Origin of the sequence: Nostocoides sp. F2B08, from assembly GCF_009184895.1 — a bacterium.
Taxonomy (GTDB): domain Bacteria; phylum Actinomycetota; class Actinomycetes; order Actinomycetales; family Dermatophilaceae; genus F2B08.
On record NZ_WESE01000001.1, the window covers coordinates 647936 to 665104 of the forward strand.

At 70.7% G+C, this 17169-nt stretch carries 14 protein-coding genes; 2 read left to right on the forward strand and 12 right to left on the reverse strand.

What is annotated here, in order from left to right:
• Window positions 1-8: 8 nt before the first annotated feature.
• From GA707_RS02990 to GA707_RS03015, 6 genes are all read right to left on the reverse strand, one after another.
• Window positions 9-2522, reverse strand: a complete 2514-nt coding sequence (locus GA707_RS02990) for an ATP-dependent Clp protease ATP-binding subunit (RefSeq protein WP_152176892.1) — start codon at window positions 2520-2522, stop codon at window positions 9-11.
• Between the two features lie 383 nt (window positions 2523-2905).
• Window positions 2906-4630: a VWA domain-containing protein gene (locus GA707_RS02995; RefSeq protein ID WP_152176893.1), complete on the reverse strand. Its 1725-nt coding sequence runs from the start codon at window positions 4628-4630 to the stop codon at window positions 2906-2908.
• Window positions 4627-5850: a spermidine/putrescine ABC transporter substrate-binding protein gene (locus tag GA707_RS03000; protein ID WP_193315131.1), complete on the reverse strand. Its 1224-nt coding sequence runs from the start codon at window positions 5848-5850 to the stop codon at window positions 4627-4629. Before GA707_RS03000 ends, GA707_RS02995 begins: the two co-directional genes overlap by 4 nt.
• A 79-nt stretch (window positions 5851-5929) precedes the next feature.
• A complete protein-coding gene (locus tag GA707_RS03005; protein ID WP_152176895.1) occupies window positions 5930-6904 on the reverse strand; it encodes an Fpg/Nei family DNA glycosylase in 975 nt (324 codons plus the stop codon).
• Between the two features lie 116 nt (window positions 6905-7020).
• Window positions 7021-8469 carry a glycosyltransferase gene (locus GA707_RS03010; protein WP_152176896.1) on the reverse strand — a complete coding sequence of 483 codons (1449 nt, stop codon included), beginning with the start codon at window positions 8467-8469 and terminating at the stop codon, window positions 7021-7023.
• A 71-nt stretch (window positions 8470-8540) separates the two neighbouring features.
• Window positions 8541-9563 (reverse strand): Ku protein, encoded by a 1023-nt coding sequence (locus GA707_RS03015; protein ID WP_152177065.1) that lies wholly within the window; start codon window positions 9561-9563, stop codon window positions 8541-8543.
• A 43-nt stretch (window positions 9564-9606) separates the two neighbouring features.
• On the opposite strand from GA707_RS03015, the gene ligD (GA707_RS03020) reads away from it, so the two are divergent.
• Both ligD (GA707_RS03020) and ligD (GA707_RS03025) read left to right on the forward strand, forming a co-directional pair.
• Window positions 9607-10563: a non-homologous end-joining DNA ligase gene (gene ligD / locus GA707_RS03020; RefSeq protein WP_370459976.1), complete on the forward strand. Its 957-nt coding sequence runs from the start codon at window positions 9607-9609 to the stop codon at window positions 10561-10563.
• The gene (gene ligD, locus GA707_RS03025; protein ID WP_152176897.1) at window positions 10556-11428 is read left to right on the forward strand and encodes a non-homologous end-joining DNA ligase; all 873 of its coding nucleotides are present in this window, start codon (window positions 10556-10558) and stop codon (window positions 11426-11428) included. The genes ligD (GA707_RS03020) and ligD (GA707_RS03025) overlap by 8 nt, the downstream gene beginning before the upstream one ends.
• Here ligD (GA707_RS03025) and GA707_RS03030 read toward each other — a convergent pair.
• The 6 genes from GA707_RS03030 to GA707_RS03055 all read right to left on the reverse strand — a co-directional run bounded on the left by GA707_RS03030 (window position 11425) and on the right by GA707_RS03055 (window position 17164).
• Complete coding sequence (locus tag GA707_RS03030) at window positions 11425-12066, reverse strand: (2Fe-2S)-binding protein (protein ID WP_152176898.1); 642 nt, start codon at window positions 12064-12066, stop codon at window positions 11425-11427. The genes ligD (GA707_RS03025) and GA707_RS03030 overlap by 4 nt on opposite strands.
• A 35-nt stretch (window positions 12067-12101) precedes the next feature.
• On the reverse strand, window positions 12102-12431 hold the full coding sequence (locus GA707_RS03035) for an Lsr2 family protein (protein ID WP_152176899.1): 330 nt from the start codon (window positions 12429-12431) through the stop codon (window positions 12102-12104).
• Between the two features lie 190 nt (window positions 12432-12621).
• On the reverse strand, window positions 12622-12804 hold the full coding sequence (locus GA707_RS03040; RefSeq protein WP_152176900.1) for a hypothetical protein: 183 nt from the start codon (window positions 12802-12804) through the stop codon (window positions 12622-12624).
• Between the two features lie 14 nt (window positions 12805-12818).
• On the reverse strand, window positions 12819-14285 hold the full coding sequence (lysS, locus tag GA707_RS03045) for a lysine--tRNA ligase (protein ID WP_152177067.1): 1467 nt from the start codon (window positions 14283-14285) through the stop codon (window positions 12819-12821).
• A gap of 204 nt (window positions 14286-14489) precedes the next feature.
• Window positions 14490-15398, reverse strand: a complete 909-nt coding sequence (gene nadC / locus GA707_RS03050) for a carboxylating nicotinate-nucleotide diphosphorylase (RefSeq protein WP_152176901.1) — start codon at window positions 15396-15398, stop codon at window positions 14490-14492.
• A complete protein-coding gene (locus GA707_RS03055) occupies window positions 15395-17164 on the reverse strand; it encodes an L-aspartate oxidase (RefSeq protein WP_152176902.1) in 1770 nt (589 codons plus the stop codon). The genes nadC and GA707_RS03055 overlap by 4 nt, the downstream gene beginning before the upstream one ends.
• Between the last annotated feature and the right edge of the window lie 5 nt (window positions 17165-17169).

A 17169-nucleotide genomic window follows, 5' to 3' on the forward strand; every position in this document is an offset into this window, starting at 1 on the left:
CGGTCGGGTCAGTCGCCCGTGCCGGTGCCCGCCTCGACGAGAGGCAGGTCGTCCGGGACGCGTGGGCTGCCGACGAAGGTGAAGGTCGCCTCGGCGCCCTCCCCCTCGACGTCGACCGTGACGACGTCGCCGGGACGCAGCTCGTTGTAGAGGATCTTCTCGGACAGGGTGTCCTCGATCTCGCGCTGGATCGTGCGACGCAGCGGCCTGGCGCCGAGGACCGGGTCGTAGCCCTTCTTGGCCAGCAACGACTTGGCCGCCGGCTGCAGGACGATGCCCATGTCCTTGTCCTTGAGCCGCCTGCCGAGCTTGGCGATCTCGAGGTCGACGATCGTCTCGATCTCCTGCTGGGTCAGCTGCGGGAAGACGATGACGTCATCGACGCGGTTGAGGAACTCGGGACGGAAGTGCTGCTTGAGCTCGTCCTGGACCTTGGCCTTCATCCGCTCGTAGTCGGAGCGGGTGTCCGGCCCGGCCGAGAAGCCCATCGCGGCCTTGCTGATGTCTCGGGTGCCGAGGTTGGTCGTCATGATGATGACGGTGTTCTTGAAGTCGACCATCCGACCCTGGGAGTCGGTGAGGCGGCCGTCCTCGAGCACCTGGAGGAGGCTGTTGAAGATCTCCGGGTGGGCCTTCTCGACCTCGTCGAAGAGGACCACGGAGAACGGACGGCGCCGGACCTTCTCGGTGAGCTGGCCGCCCTCCTCGTAGCCGACGTATCCGGGCGGGCTGCCGAACAGTCGCGAGACGGTGTGCTTCTCGGAGTACTCGGACATGTCGAGCTGGATGAGCGCGTCCTCGTCCCCGAAGAGGAACTCGGCGAGCGTCTTGGCCAGCTCGGTCTTGCCGACACCGGTCGGGCCGGCGAAGATGAACGACCCACCGGGGCGGCGCGGGTCCTTCAGGCCGGCGCGGGTGCGCCGGATGGCCTGCGAGAGCGCCTTGATGGCGTCGTCCATGCCGACGATCCGCTTGTGCAGCTCGTCCTCCATGTGGAGCAGTCGGCTGGACTCCTCCTCGGTGAGCTTGAACACCGGGATGCCGGTCGAGGCGGCCAGCACCTCGGCGATGAGCTCCTCGTCGACCTCGGCGATGACGTCCATGTCGCCGGACTTCCACTCGGCCTCACGCTGCGCCTTCTCGTGGCGCAGTCGCTTCTCGTCGTCGCGCAGGCGAGCGGCCTTCTCGAAGTCCTGGCCGTCGATCGCGGCCTCCTTCTCGCGGACGACGTTCTGGATGCGGTCGTCGAACTCGCGCAGATCCGGCGGAGCGGTCATCCGGCGGATGCGCAGGCGCGCTCCCGCCTCGTCGATGAGGTCGATCGCCTTGTCCGGCAGGTGCCGGTCGTTGACGTAGCGGTCGGCCAGCGTGGCGGCGCTGACGAGGGCCGCGTCGGTGATCGAGACGCGGTGGTGCGCCTCGTAGCGGTCGCGCAGACCCTTGAGGATCTCGATGGTGTGGGCCAGCGTCGGCTCCATCACCTGGATCGGCTGGAACCGGCGCTCGAGCGCCGAGTCCTTCTCGATGTGCTTGCGGTACTCGTCCAGCGTCGTCGCACCGATCGTCTGCAGCTCGCCGCGGGCCAGCATCGGCTTCAGGATGCTCGCGGCGTCGATGGCGCCCTCGGCGGCACCCGCTCCGACGAGGGTGTGGATCTCGTCGATGAAGAGGATGATGTCGCCGCGCGTGCGGATCTCCTTGAGAACCTTCTTCAGGCGCTCCTCGAAGTCACCGCGGTAACGGCTTCCGGCGACGAGCGCGCCGAGGTCGAGGGTGTAGAGCTGCTTGTCCTTGAGGGTCTCGGGCACCTCGCCGCGGACGATGTCCTGCGACAGTCCCTCGACGACGGCGGTCTTGCCGACGCCGGGCTCGCCGATGAGGACGGGGTTGTTCTTGGTGCGGCGGGAGAGCACCTGCATGACCCGCTCGATCTCCTTCTCGCGACCGATGACGGGGTCGAGCTTGCCCTCGCGGGCCGCCTGGGTGAGGTTGCGGCCGAACTGGTCGAGCACGGTCGAGCCGGACGGAGTGCCCTCCTGCGCGCCGCCGGCGGTGACCCCGGCGGGCGGAGCGCCCTCCTTGCCCTGGTAGCCGGAGATGAGCTGGATGACCTGCTGACGGACCCGGTTGAGGTCGGCGCCGAGCTTGACGAGAACCTGGGCGGCGACGCCCTCCCCCTCGCGGATCAGGCCGAGGAGGATGTGCTCGGTCCCGATGTAGTTGTGGCCGAGCTGGAGCGCCTCGCGCAGCGAGAGCTCGAGGACCTTCTTGGCGCGGGGCGTGAACGGGATGTGACCGGTCGGCGCCTGCTGGCCCTGGCCGATGATCTCCTGGACCTGCTCGCGCACGGCCTCCAGCTTGATGTCGAGGCCCTCCAGGGCCTTGCTCGCAACGCCCTCCCCCTCGTGGATCAGCCCGAGCAGGATGTGCTCGGTCCCGATGTAGTTGTGGTTGAGAAGGCGTGCCTCGTCCTGGGCGAGGACGACCACGCGTCGGGCCCGGTCGGTGAACCGCTCGAACATTGCTTCACTCCTGACGTCTCGAGACCCTTCGATGCTACTTCGGTGAACGGACTACCCGACCACTCGTGTCATAACCGTGAGGGATCTGTGTCCTCCTGGGGTGCGGACCCCGCAGCGAGGACGACTGCCTGATGATCTGGACCGCGGCCTTCGGCGCCGCCGCGATGCGAACTGTCCCCTCAACGCCACCCACGGGGGATCTGTTCCCCGGTCGATGGGCCGCCGAGAGGCGGGTATGCGCGGCGCCGACCCGCGCATACCGTCACCTCGTCGCCGGTCGGCGGCGAGACATCACCCACGATGCTCGACCGCAGGTGCCCGGCGCCAGCGCTTTTCCCCGACAGCTCGACCCACGCAGCCGGAGATCCCCACCGCGCGGCCTGCTACAGCTCGGGAAGGGTGCGCTCGAGCAGAGTCGCGGCCTCCGCCTCGGTCAGCCCCTGGAAGGCCTGTCCGCCAGTGACGTCCGCGAGCCTGGTCAGCCCCTCGAGGTCGGTCTCGGGACCGTAACCGAGGGCCAGGATGCGCACCGGCCGCATGCCGTCGTAGAGGAGCCGGAGCTGGTCGAGGGTCTCGTCCTCGGTGAGCGTCCCGCTCGGGTGGTCGTTGCGACCGTCGGTCACGACCACGACGGCGTTGAGCCGGCCCCAGGCGTAGTTCTCCTGCGCCTCCTCGTAGGCGTCGAGCACGACCTGGAACAACGGGGTGTCGCCCACGGCCCTCGGTTGCAGTCCCGTGACGGCGGTCGTCAGCCGCTCCCGGTGGGTGGCTCCGGTCGACTGTGCGGACAGCGGCGCCATCGGCGCGAGGCGGTCGATCTCGGCCTCGTCGCCGTCCGTCGTGAAGGACCACAGCCCGAGCTCGGTGTCGGGTGAGGCCGAGGCGACGACCTGGACGACCGAGTCCCGGGCGAGGGCCGACTTCGGGACGGTGCCGTCCGGAAGCGGACGACGCATCGAGCCGGAGCGGTCGACGACGAGGAGGATGCGGGCCCGCCGACCCGCGACGGCCCAGGCGTCCAGCCCCGCGGTGACGCCGTCGGCCACGACCGCCTCTGCTTCGCGCGCCCGGGCGTCGACGCCGTACCCGTCCCGGTAGCGCTCGTCGAGCTCCCCACCGCCGGTGCGCAGGCCGAGGGCCGCGAAGGCCGCGGCGGCCTCCTCGCCGAGCAGTTCCGCACGCGCGACCTCGGCGGCGGCCGCCACGTCGTCAGCGGAGCCCTCCGCACTGTCCGACTCCTCGCCGGTGACGACGACAAGGGGGAAGTCGAGAGCCCCCAGCCGGGTGTCGTATGCGCTGCGCAGCGTGCCCTGCCGGTCACCGGACTCCTGGGTCCGGATGACGTCGAGCTCGGACGTCGGCATGACGTCGGCCACGTCCTCGAGCACCATCTGGGCGGGGCTGCGCCCCTGCGAGGCGGGCACGGACACCTTTGCGCTCATCGCCGCCACTGTCTGGGGGCTGGGGTCGCCCGACGTCGCGGCGAGCATCGCGGCCAGGGCTGGGGCGTCCGTTCGTGGGTCTCCGGAGGCGACGCGGACCGACCCGCCCTCCATCAGCTGCAGCCAGTCGGCCTCGGAGCCCGACCATCCCTCCCCGGGTTCTGCGTCGGCCGCCGCCGCGAGGACGACGGGGCTGCTCGCCAGGCTGACCGGGTCCTGCGCGACGCGCGCGGCACCGGCCTCGGTCGAGCGGGCCTGGGCGACCCACAGGGACGAGCTGGGGATCCACACGTCGGGGAGCGCGCCTCCGAGTCCCACCCCCTCCGGTCTGGCGACCGCGTCGGCCGTGACGTCGGAGGCCTGGGCCGAGACCCGGGCGTCGACACACTCGAGGTCCTCGAGCACGGTCGTCACGGTGCCCGACACCGCGGGGTCGGCGACGACGTCGAGCCGGATCGGCTCCTCGCACTCGAGCGGTTCCGCCGAGGCCGCCGCGACGTCGTCCGACGCGCTCGCGGCCGCGTCCCTCCCGGCAACCCAGGTGACGAGCACGCCGAGACCGACCACCGCGACGAGCGCGACGACGAGCAGGACGGCGACGAGCCGGGGGTCGCGGGTCGTCCGGGCCGAGGCGTGGCGGCCGCGTCGCGTGCTCTGGTCTGTCATGACCCACCACCTGCCGCGACGACGTCGGCGAAGGCGGCGCGCTGGGTGTCCTCGGCGTCACCCTCGAGTGTGGGCAGCTGGAAGGAACGGTCGAGCACGGTCCGGTCCGGGAAGATCAGTGAGTTGGCCGCGAGGTCGGGGTCGAGGGACTCCATGGCCTCCTGGGCGCCGACGACGGGACAGATGTAGTTGACCCAGGCCGCGACCGTGGCCGCGACGTCGGGGCGGTAGAAGTAGTCGGCGAGGAGTCGCGCGGCCTCCGACTGCACCGAGCCGGCCGGCACGAGGAGGTTGTCGGCCCAGATCACCAGCCCCTCCTCCGGGACGACGAACTTCAGGTAGGGGTTGTCGACCTGGGCCTGGAGGATGTCGCCGGACCACGCGAGCGAGGCGACGACCGAGCCGTCCTCCAGGGCGTCGAGGTACTCGTTGCCGTAGAAGCCGGCGAAGGTTCCCTGCTCCTGCAGCTCGGCGAGCCGGGCGATGCCGTCCGCGACGTCCGTCTCGGTCGCGGCGGGAAGGTTCACCCCGCTGGCGAGGAGGGCCATACCCACCGTGTCGCTGTAGTCCTTGAGCACCCCGACCCGGCCGCGCAGGTCCTCGCGGGTGAACAGCTCCGTGACCGACCCGATGGCGCGGTCCACCTCCCTGGCGTCGTAGGCGATCCCGGTCAGGCCCGCCTGCCAGGGGACGGAGTATGCCTGCTCGGGGTCCCACGCCGGTGCGGCGAGCGCGGGGATGATCCGGTCCGCGCTCTCACCGGGGCCGAACGGCTGCATGTGCCCGTCCTGCACGAGCCGCGCCGCCATCCACGTCGTGAGGGTGACGATGTCCGCCCCGATCGGCTCACCGGCCTCGAGGTCGGCGCGCACGGAGTCGACGTACTCGTCGTTGTCCTCGATGACCTCCTCGTAGGTCACCGGCACGCCGCTCTGCGCGGTGAAGGCGGCGAGCGTCGGCCGGCCGCCCTCCTCGTCCACGTCGATGTAGTCGGGCCAGGTCGCCCAGGTCAGCGCCCGCTGCTCACCCGTGGCCGTGGAGAAAGTCGGCGCGGGCGTCGTCGTGGTCGTCGTGCTCGAAGGGGGAGCCTCCGGGTCGCCGCTGCACGCGGCCAGGGCCGCGGCGGCGGCGCCGAGGACCGCGCGCCGTCCGACCCGCCGGACCCGTGGTGCCGGCGGGACGGATGGGCCTGCCGTGCGCCATGGGAAGGGTGTGCTCACGCGCACAGTCTTGCGGGGGCGGGCGTCCAGGGCAATGTTCAGTGGCGACCGTCTCAGCGGTTCGGTCCCCCGAGAGGCCTCAGCGCCGGCGCTGGCAGCGCCCACACCAGAAGAGGTTCCGGCCCGCCACCACCTGCGTTCGCACCTTCGATCCGCACACATGGCACGGCGCCCCTGCGCGTTTGTAGACGTAGTACTCCCGCGGGAACGGGCTGGCGCTCTCGTAGGCGGGACGCCGGCCGCGCTCGCCCTCGGCGGCGCCCTGCCAGCGCACCAGAGTCGGACGACGCGGCGGGTATGCGGTGGTCGCCTCTCCCGGCCCGCCCGCGTCCACCGGGAGCGGCTCGGGTTCCCCCTGCGCGGCTGCGAGGAGGTCCTGCGCCTGCTCCACCTGGTGCTCCATCGTGATGATCTGGCCGAAGGCGACCCCGAGTGGGAGGAGCGCGACGAGGTCGTCCCAGATGGCGCGGAAGGTCGCCGGCCGGATCTCCCGCGCGGGACGGAGCGGGTTGACCCGGTGCCGGAACAGGACCTCGGAGCGGTAGACGTTCCCCACGCCCGCGACGATCGACTGGTCCATGAGGGCCTCGGCGATCGTGCGGCCGGTCCGGGCCAGGCGCGCGATAGCACGCTCCGGGTCGTTGCCGTCGGTCCCGGCCCGCAGGGGATCGGGGCCGAGCCGGGCCACCGTGGCGTCGAGCTCCTCGGGCGTGACGATCTCGACGAGGGTGGCGCCTCGCAGGTCCGCCACGTGGGTCTCTCCCTCCAGGCGCAGCCGGACGGCCCCGACGGGTGGTGGGACGTGGTCGGGGCCGCCGTGCCGGCTCACGTCGAAAACCCCGATGAGCCCGAGGTGGACGTTGAGGATGACGTCATCGGCATAGGTGAGGAACAGGTGCTTGCCCCACGCGTCGACCCGCTCGAGGAACCGCCCGTCGAGGATCGCCGCGCCCTCGACGAACCGGCCCTGCGGGCTCGTGGCACGCGGGCGGGTGCCGGCGAAGGCCTCCTCGAGCGCGAGCGCGAGCCGGTGCAGCGTGTGACCTTCGGGCATGTGGGCAGGCTACGTGGTCGTGCGGGGACGGGATCGACCTCGGCTGGAGCGGCGGCTCGCTCTCAATGGCTCAGTCCTCGGCGGCTCAGTCTCCCTGCGGCTCGGTCCTGGGCGGCTCAGTCTCCCTGCGGCTCGGTCCCGCGGACCAGCGAGGCGAACAGCTCGACGTACTGCTCGAGGTGCCGGCCACCGAGGAAGTCGGCGAGCACTCTCTCCCGGGCGGCGCGGCCCAGCCGGGCGGCCAGATCGGGATCGCTGAGGACCCGGTCGAGTGCCTCGGCGAGCTCGCCGGGATCGTGTGGGTCGTCGATGAGCAGCCCGTCGCGTCCGTGGACGATCTGGCTCCGGATCCCGCCCACCTTGCTGGCGATGACCGGACGGCCCTTCCACATCGCCTCGGTGACGGTCAGGCCGAAACCCTCGACGAGGCTCTTCTGGACGACGACGTAGGCGTGCCGCTGCAGGGCGTTGACGATGAGCGCGTTGGCGTCGACGTCCTCCATCGGCACCGAGACCAGGTGCACCCGGCGCCGCAGCTCGGGATGCAGGGCCTGCCAGCGAATCCGGCACTCCTCGAGCACCTCGGCGCCCTCGGGGTCGTCGCTGACCCCGGCCGTCGCCGGGCCGGCGAGGACGAGATGGGTGTCGCCGTGCCGACCGGTCTGCGCGAGCCGGACGAAGCCGTCCATGACGCCGACCATGTCCTTGAGCCGGTCCCAGCGGCTCACCTGCACGATGAGGCGGGCGTCGAGCGGCGGAGGTTCGGAGTCGTCCTCGAGCAGGCCGGTGTGTCGCCACAGCGTGCCGGTGGACCCGTCCCGGCGGGTGAACTGAACGTCGCCGTCCGGGTCGGCCCCCGAGACGAGGGAGGCCTGGGCGAGGACCGCCTCCACGGTCTCGGGGTCGAGATCGGCGTTCTTGGCGGTGAAGGGGTCGATCGAGGGCGGGATGACGACGAGCCGACCAGGGGGCACCCAGTCTGGGGCGTACTCCGCCAGCGAGAACACGAACGACTCGCAGTCCTCCAGGTAGGGCTGCAGGAAGCCCCATGCCAGGTCGGTGCACTCGTTCGGTACCTCACGTCCCACGTGGCACCGCCAGACCACATGGACGTCCAGGTCCTGCAGCCCGGGCACGAGCCCCGCCGTCTGGGGGTCGTGGAGCATGACGATGTCACCGGGGCTGACGACCGTGCGCAGCGTCGTCAGGTTGTCGGCCAGCACCCTCTCGAAGACCTCGTGCTCCGCCGCACCGAGCGGACCGCCGTCGCCGGGCTCGCCGTGCAGAAGGTTGTGGATGCGCTTGGTGACGGTGAAGAACTCCGGCTCACCGTCGAGGACCAGCCAGCGATTCTCGATGCCGGCGCCGCGTCCGTAGGCGAGGAGCGTCTGCAGCATCTCCGCGACGCCGCCTCCCTGCGCGGTCGCGTTGACGTGCCAGATCACCCGATCACCGAACTCCGCCCGCGCCCGATCCGCCTCCTCCAACAGACTCCGGCCCTGGTCCGGCGGCAGGATGTCGACCAGTCGCTGTAGGGGTAGCGGCTCAACGGGGACGTTGCGCATACCACGAGTGTGCCCTACGGAGGGGACCGCGGGTCGGTCGGGTCGGGCGCGGCGCCCGCTCCTTCGTGGCTTCAGCTGGCCTTCCGGTCGGACGACTTCTTCGTCGCAGTCTTCTTCGTCGCAGTCTTCTTCGCCGCAGTCTTCTTCGCCGCAGTCTTCTTCGGCGCGGCTTCCTTCGTGCTCGTGTTCTTCGCGCTCGCCTTCGTGGCGACGGACGCGTCGGCGGCGGACTTCTTGGCCGGGCCCTTCTTCGTCGTCGATGACGACGTCCCCCCATCGGCCTCGGCCTCGTCGTCGTCGTCGACCGACACCTCGCCCCGCGCGGCCTTCGCGCGCTCGACGGAGCGGGCCAACGCAGCGAGCAGGTCGACCACCTCGCCGGTCTCCTCCACCGGCTCGGCCGAGACCGCGACCTCGCCGCCCTCGACCTTGGCCTTGACGAGCGCCTCGACGGCCTTGGCGTAGTCGTCCTCGTAGTCGTCGGGCTCGTAGTCGCCCGCGAGCTGGTCGATGAGCAGCCGCGCCATCTGCATCTCCTGGTCGCTGGCCTCGGCAGCGGAGTCGACGAAGGCGAAGTCGGGCGAGCGGATCTCGTCCGGCCAGAGCATGGTCTGCATGACGATGACCCCGTCCCGGACCCGCAGCACCGCCATCGTCATCCGCGTGCGGATCGAGACGGTGACGATGGCCATCCGGTTCTCGGACTCGAGCGCCTCACGGAGCAGGACGTACGGCTTGGTCGCCGACTTGTCGGGCTCCAGGTAGTACGACTTGTCCAGGAGCATGGGGTCGATCTGGTCGGCCGGGACGAACTTCTCGACGCTGATCTCCTTGGACGTCCGGCTCGGCAGGTCCTGGAAGTCCTCGTCGGTGAGGACGACCATGTCGCCGTCCTCGGTCTCGTACCCCTTGGCGATGTCGTCGTAGGCGACCTCCTCACCGTCGATCGAACAGACCCGGCGGTACCGGATCCGCCCGCCGTCCTCACGGTGCACCTGGCGGAACTGCACATCGTGGTTCTCCGTCGCCGAGTAGAGCCGCACAGGTACGTTGACCAGGCCGAAGCTCACGGCTCCCTTCCAGATCGCGCGCATGACGACAAGCATGCCCCGAGCCGGGGCTGAGAGGATAGCCCGCGTGTCCATCTCACCGATGCTGGCCACCCGGGCCGACCGCGTGCCGACCGGCCCGGGGTGGGTGCACGAGATCAAGTGGGACGGTATGCGCGTGCTGGCCGACATCCACGGCGGCCACCTCACGCTGACCTCGCGGCTGGGCAACGACGTGACCCCCGCATACCCGGAGCTGGCGCCCATCGCGGACCTGTACGACGACGCCCTCCTCGACGCGGAGATCGTCGCGTTCGACGGCGGACGGCCGAGCTTCGCCGCGCTCGCGGAGCGGATGCACGTCCGCAGCCCCCGCAAGGCGCTCGCCCTGAGCGCGACCCGCCCGGTCACACTCATGGTCTTCGACCTGCTCCGGCTGTTCGGGTCGGATCTGACGGCTCAGCCGTGGCGAGGGCGGCGTGAGCTGCTCGAGCGGCTCGAGATCGACGGCCGGCACTGGCAGGTGCCCCCGACCTATGACGACGGCGTCGAGCTGCACGCCGCCACCGCCGAGCAGGGCCTCGAGGGCGTCGTCAGCAAGCGTCGGGACAGTCCGTATGCCCCAGGTCGCCGATCGGCGGACTGGCTCAAGGTCCCGCACCGCAACCTCGTCAGCGCCGTCGTCGGAGGCTGGCGGCCGGAGACGGGCAGCTCCGGCGACGGGGACACCGCCCGGCTCGGCGCCGTCCTCGTCGGGGTCCCGGGGGCCGACGGGCTGCGCTTCATCGGGCGGGTCGGGTCCGGCCTGGCCGGGAAGGCGGGCATCGCGATGCGGACCGCCCTCGAGGGACTCGCGACCGATGCGAACCCCTTCCTCGAGGTCCCCCGCGAGGACGCGGTCGGCGCCAGATGGGTGCGGCCCGAGCTCGTCGTCGATGTCCGGGCGCTCGGTGAGTCGTCCGGGGGACGGCTCCGGCAGCCCAGCTACATCGGCATCCGGCCGGATCTGACGGCCGCCGATGTGATGGAGGTCGGCGATGCCTGAAGCACAGACCCAGCAGGTCACCGTCGACGGACGCCGGCTGAAGCTGTCCAGTCTCGACAAGGTCATGTACCCGGCGACCGAGACGACCAAGGGCGAGATCCTCGACTACTACGCCCGGATCTCCCCCTACCTGTTGCCGCTGCTGGCGGAGCGAGCCGTCACGAGGGTGCGCTACCCGCACGGAACGGCCGACCTCTCCTTCTTCGAGAAGAATCTGCCCTCGGGTGCGCCGAGCTGGATCGCGCATACCGATTTCGACGAGATGACCTATCCGTTCGTCCCCGACCTGGCGACGCTGACCTATCTCGTCAATCTCAATTCCCTCGAGTTCCACATCCCGCAATGGCGCGTCGGAGCCGACGGGAATCCGGTCAACCCCGACCGACTCGTCCTCGATCTCGACCCCGGAAAGCCCGCCGGCCTGCGGGAGTGTGCGCAGGTCGCACTCGTGTTGCGCGAACGGCTCGGCTCCTTGGGACTCGACCTCGTGCCGGTCACCTCGGGTAGCAAGGGAATGCAGCTGTACGCCTCACTCGGCGGCGATCTCTCCTCGGACCAGGTCCGGGACCTGTCCCAGCAGCTCGCCCAGGAGATGACGAAGAAGCATCCCGACCTCGTCCTGTGGAAGATGACGAAGTCGCTGCGTCCGGGAAAGGTCTTTCTCGACTGGAGCCAGAACGTCGCCGCGAAGACGACCATCGCCCCATACTCACTCCGGGGCCGGGACCTGCCGACCGTCGCCGCGCCGCGCACGTGGGACGAGATCGATGCAGGCGCCGGCGGCGGAGAGCTCGAGCAGATCATGTTCGACGACATGCTCGACCGGGTCGCCGAGGTCGGCGACCTCGCCGAGTCGCTGCACTAGCGGCGGGCCAGGCGGGGACACCCCGCACACGCGACGCAGCCGGGCAATGCGTAGATCAGGCAGCAGGAGGACCGGCGCGTCTCGCCGACGGTGAAGCGACCTCCTGCCATACGCACCGCTCTGGCGGCCTCAGCCCACATGTCCGCGACCATTCCGCGACGCTGCTGGCTGCTCATCGGACGGGTCGAGACATAGGCGCCCGCCAATGGTTCGGCGACAGCCCGGTACTCACGCTCAGCGAGGGCGAGCGACTCCTCGGGCCCCAGGCCCGCGAGGCTCTCGAGGTCACCCAGCTCGACGACGCGCGGGACGCCGTTGCGGGAGATCTCGAACGTGAGGTCGTCGAGCCGGCTCACGCGCATACCGAGTCCTGCGGCCCCCGCCGCCGAGTGCGCCGCAACCTGGAGCAGGTACTGCAGGACGAACACCCCACTCACCTGAGGCGCGGCATCCGGCCCGTACCAGACCCGGTGGTCGGCGAGCACGTGCTGCTGCCAGGCCCGGGGGTCGTCGTCGAGACAGGTCGGCAGCGGGTGGCCCTCCGAGCGGAAGCGCAACCAGGCGTGCCGGGCCGACATGACCGTGGCGGCCTCCCCCGCCTCGGGGGAGGCCGCCACGAGGCGGTGGGTGTCACCCATCGTCGCCCGCAGGCACGACTGGAGTCACGGCCCGATCAGGCGTGCGCCTTCGCGTACGCCTCCTTGACCTTGGCGCTGATCCGGCCGCGGTCGGCCACCTGGAAGCCGTTGTCGCGCGCCCACGCGCGGATGGCGTCGAGGTCCTCCTTGCCCGAGGCCGAGGTTGCGGCCGAGGACGTGCGCTTGCGGCCGCCGACGCGCGTCGCATGCGCGGTCCAGACCGCGAAGTCGTCACGGAGCCGCGCGGCGTTGGACTCGTTGAGGTCGATCTCGTAGCTCACGCCGTCGACGGCGAACGAGACGGTCTCGGCGCCCTCGGACCCGTCGAGGTCGTCGACGAGCATGGTGATAGTGCGTCGTGCCATGGGGGTATTTCTCCTGGTTAATACGGGGGCAGGTATTGAACACGCGCAAATGCCGGGGGCGGCACTATTGCAGAGCACACTCTATGTCCCTGGAATTCGTTTCCACAACTGTTTCCACAGTGTTCGGAAGGAACGTCAGGAAAGCATCAGCCAGAGAGCGCGATCCTGCGTCGAATGACGGCGCCTGTTCTCACGAAAGGTGATCGCCGCCGTCGCGCTCCTTCTCGGACTTCTCCCACTCCGCCTGAGCCTTGCGCTCATTCCGGTCGGCGTTGAAGATCAGCCGAACGATGACGTAGCAGACGCCGAGAAAACCGAGGAACGGCAGCAGGCCGGCGAACACCAGCCAGGCCTGGTTGACAAAATCGCCCATGATCGGTGCTTTCCTCAGGACTCGGGCTTCAGATGCGGATAGAGGATCGTCTCGCGCACACTCGCCCCCGTGAAGAGGCCGATGACCCGGTCCACGCCCATCCCGAGCCCGCCCATGGGTGGGGCGCCGTACTCCAGCGCCCGGAGGAAGTCCTCGTCGAGCTGCATCGCCTCGTGGTCGCCGTTCGCGGCCCGCAGGGACTGCTCTGTGAGGACCTCGCGCTGGACGACGGGGTCGATCAGCTCGGAGAACCCTGTGCCGCGCTCGACACCGCCGATGATGAGGTCCCAGGCCTCGATCAGACCCGGCTCGTCGCGGTGCGGGCGGGCCAGGGGCTGGGCGATCGCGGGGTAGTCGTAGAGGAAGGTCGGTTGCTGCAGTCCGGGCTCGACGACGTCGCCGAGGATCTCGAGCAGGATCCGATCCTTGTCCATCGTCGGCTCGAGCTCGACGCCGAGTCGCTCGGCGTGACCGCGCAGGGTTTCGGCGGAGGTCTCGAGGGTGACCGTCTCCCCCACGGCCTCGCTGACCGCGTCGTAGACCTTGAGCCAGCGCCAGTCACCGTCGAGGTCGATCACGACGGGGTTGCCGTCGTGGTCGTGGGTCTCGATCCGGCGGCTGCCGAGCGCGTCGGCGATACCCACGATGACGTCCTGGATGAGCCGGGCGATGGTCGTCTGGTCTCCGTAGGCCTGGTAGGCCTCGAGCATCGTGAACTCGGGGCTGTGGGTGGCGTCGACGCCCTCGTTGCGGAAGATCCGGCCCATCTCGTAGACCCGGTCCACACCCCCGACGACGGCCTTCTTCAGGTTGAGCTCCAGGGCGATCCGCAGCACCATCTCCTGGTCGAAGGCGTTCATATGCGTGCGGAACGGCCGCGCCGTCGCACCACCGTGGATGAGCTGGAGGATCGGTGTCTCGACCTCGACGTAGCCCTGGTCGTGGAGAACCCGACGGATCGTCGCGAGGGCGGTGGCCTTGAGCCGGACCATGTCACGCGCCTCCTGGCGCACGACGAGGTCGGCGTACCGCTGCCGGACCCGGGCCTCCTCCGAGAGGTGCTTGTGCAGCACCGGGAGCGGCCGCAGTGCCTTGCTCGCCATCGACCAGGAGGTCGCCATGATGCTCAGCTCGCCGCGCTTGCTGCTGATCACCCGGCCGGTGACGAAGACGTGGTCTCCGAGATCCACGAGCGACTTCCACTCGGCGAGTGCCTCCTCGCCGACCTCGGCCAGGCTCAGCATGACCTGCAGCCGGGTGCCGATGCCCTCCTGCAGCGTGCCGAAGGCGAGCTTGCCGGTGTTGCGGATGTACATCAGCCGCCCGGCGACCGTGACGACCTCGTCGGTCTCCTCGCCCGCCTGCAGATGGCCCCACCGCTCGCGGATCTCGGCGAGGGTGTGCGTGCGCGGGCTGACGACCGGATACGGCTGACGGTCCGCGGACAGGAGGCGTTCGCGCTTCTCGCGGCGGACCCGCATCTGCTCGGGTAGGTCGTCCTGGACTTCCGGGTGGCCCGCGGGCGGGGTTCCCGGGGAGGGGTCGCTGCCGGTGGGCGCGGCTGACTTCGTCACCGCAGAATCCTAGCCGCCGTGCTCCTGGACCAAGACCTCGCGGTGGCCGCAGGCCCCGGACCGCACGGGTCGGTCGGCCGGCGACCCTCGGTCAGGTCGATCGTCCCACCGTCACCCGGGCCGGTCCGTCGACTCGTCGGGCACGATATCGAGCGCGATGTCGAGGACCGGAGAGGAGTGGGTGAGGGCCCCGACGCTGAGATAGTCAACGCCGGTCATGGCGTATGCGCGGGCCACCTCGAGCGTCAGACCGCCGGTGGCCTCGAGCTCGACGTCCTCGTTCGTCGTCCGCACGGCCCGCACGGTCTCGGCCAGCTCCTCGGTGCTCATGTTGTCGAGGAGCAGGAAACGCGCCCCCGCGCGCACCGCCTCGAGGGCCTCCTCGGTCGTCGTGGCCTCGACCTCGACGGGGACGTCGGGGTAGGTGCGGCTGACCGCCTCGAACGCGGCCGTGATGCTCCCGGCGGCGAGCTTGTGGTTGTCCTTGATCATCGCGACGTCGTAGAGGCCCATCCGCTTGTTCCGTCCGCCGCCGGCGCGCACCGCGTACTTCTCGAGCGCGCGCAGGCCGGGGGTGGTCTTGCGAGTGTCGAGCACGATGCAGCCCGTCCCACCCAGGGCATCCGCCCAGCGGCGGGTGTGGGTCGCGACGCCGCTGCAGCGGCAGAGGAGGTTGAGCAACGTCCGCTCGCCCATGAGGATGACGCGCGTCGTCCCGCTGAGAGTGGCCAGCACGTCACCGCGACCGACGCCCTGGCCGTCGTCGACACATACCTGCACCTCGACAGCGGCGTCCCCGAGGCGTTCGGCCACGGACGTGAGGACGAGGTCGACCACGGACATCCCGGCGACGACACCCGGCGCCCGGGCCACGAGCTGCGCGGTGGCGGTCTGGCCGGCCGGGATCGTGGCGAGCGTGGTGACGTCGAGCGCACCCCCGTGGCCCAGATCCTCGTCGAGGGCGATGGCGACGAGCTCTCGGGCGCGGTCGACGGGGAAGTCTGCGTCGTGGGTCGTCATGGTCGGTGCTCCTTGTGCTCGGCCGTCTGGGCGTCGGCGGTGACCACGACCGCCTGGGTCGGCACGGGCGCGAACCAGGCCGCGAGGGTCCCGTCCGGCTCGCGGCGGGTGTGCAGGTGACCGCGCCATCCGGGTGAGCGGTCGGGGAAGTCGCTGCGGACGTGACCGCCGCGGGTCTCCTCCCGCAGCCTGGCGCAGAAGGTGAGCGCCTGACCGAGGTGGAGCAGGTTCGTCGTCTCCCACGTCCGCGGACCCGGCTGCGCCTCGGTCGGGGCCAGATCGGCATGCCGGTCCAGCTCGTCCGCGGTCGCAGCCAGCGAGTCCGCCGAGCGCACCGCGCCCGAGCCCGACGTCATCGCGGCCTGGATGTGCGGTCGATGGGCCGCATCGCACGCGTCGGCCTCGCCGTCCTGCGACGTCGGTGTCGTCGGCGCCAGCTCCCCCGCCGCCAAACGGGCCACGAGATCATCGGCGATGCGGTGGGCGAAGACCAGTCCCTCGAGCAGCGAGTTGGACGCGAGGCGGTTGGCGCCGTGGACGCCCGTGCACGAGACCTCCCCGCACGCATAGAGACCCGGAAGGCTGGTCCGGCCGTGCAGGTCGGTGCGCACCCCGCCGGAGGCGTAGTGCTGCGCCGGGGCGACCGGCACCAGGTCGACCGCGGGGTCGATGCCGTGCTCGCGCAGGCTCGCGACGATCCCCGGGAAGCGCTGCTGGAGGAAGGCGGCACCCAGGTGGCGACAGTCGAGGTAGACGTGGTCGGCGCCGGTCTGCGCCATCCGCGTGACGATGGCGCGCGAGACCACGTCGCGTGGCGCCAGGTCGCCCTGCGGGTGCAACGCCGGCATGAACCGCTCGCCGCGGACGTCGACGAGGAAGGCGCCCTCGCCGCGGACGGCTTCCGAGATCAGCGGCTGCTGACCGCTGGCTCCCGGCCCCAGCCAGAGCACCGTCGGGTGGAACTGGACGAACTCGAGGTCACCCATGACGGCACCGGCGCGCAGGCACATGGCCATGCCGTCACCGGTCGCGACCGAGGGGTTCGTGGTCGCGGAGTAGATCTGCCCGAGGCCGCCGCTCGCGAGAACGACCGCTCGGGCGTGCCCGGCTCCGATGCCGCTGATCTCCCCCTCGCCGATGACGTGCAGGGTGACCCCGCAGACCCGGCCGCCGCCGTCGGTCAGCAGGTCGACGACGAGCGCGTGTTCGATCACCTCGATGCCGGGGTCGGTCATGACCGCCCGCAGCTGGGCGATCAGGGCCCGGGAGATCTCGGCCCCGGTCGCGTCACCGCCGGCGTGGGCGATGCGGTCCGCGCCGTGTCCGCCCTCCCGGGTCAGTTTGATCCCTCCGGCGTCGTCGGTGTCGAACTGCGTTCCGAGAGAGATGAGCTCGCGCACGCGCGCCGGCCCCTCCTCGACGAGCGCCCGGACGGCATCCTCGTCGCACAACCCGACGCCGGCCACGAGCGTGTCGGAGAAGTGCGCCTCCGGGGAGTCCTCCGGGTCCAGCGCGGCGGCGATCCCGCCCTGCGCCCACTCGGTCGACCCCTCCGACAGGACGGTCTTGGTGACCAGCAGGACGCGGTCGACCCGCTCCCGCAGCTTCAGCGCCGCCGTGAGGCCGGCGATACCCGACCCGACGACGATGACGTCGGCGGTCGCGACCCACCCCGGGGGCGGAGCCACGAGCCGCTGCGGCAGGTGCGGCGCGGTGATCCCGGTGGGGACCGCATACGGCGCGCCGAAGTCGCTGACGTCCTTCATCACGC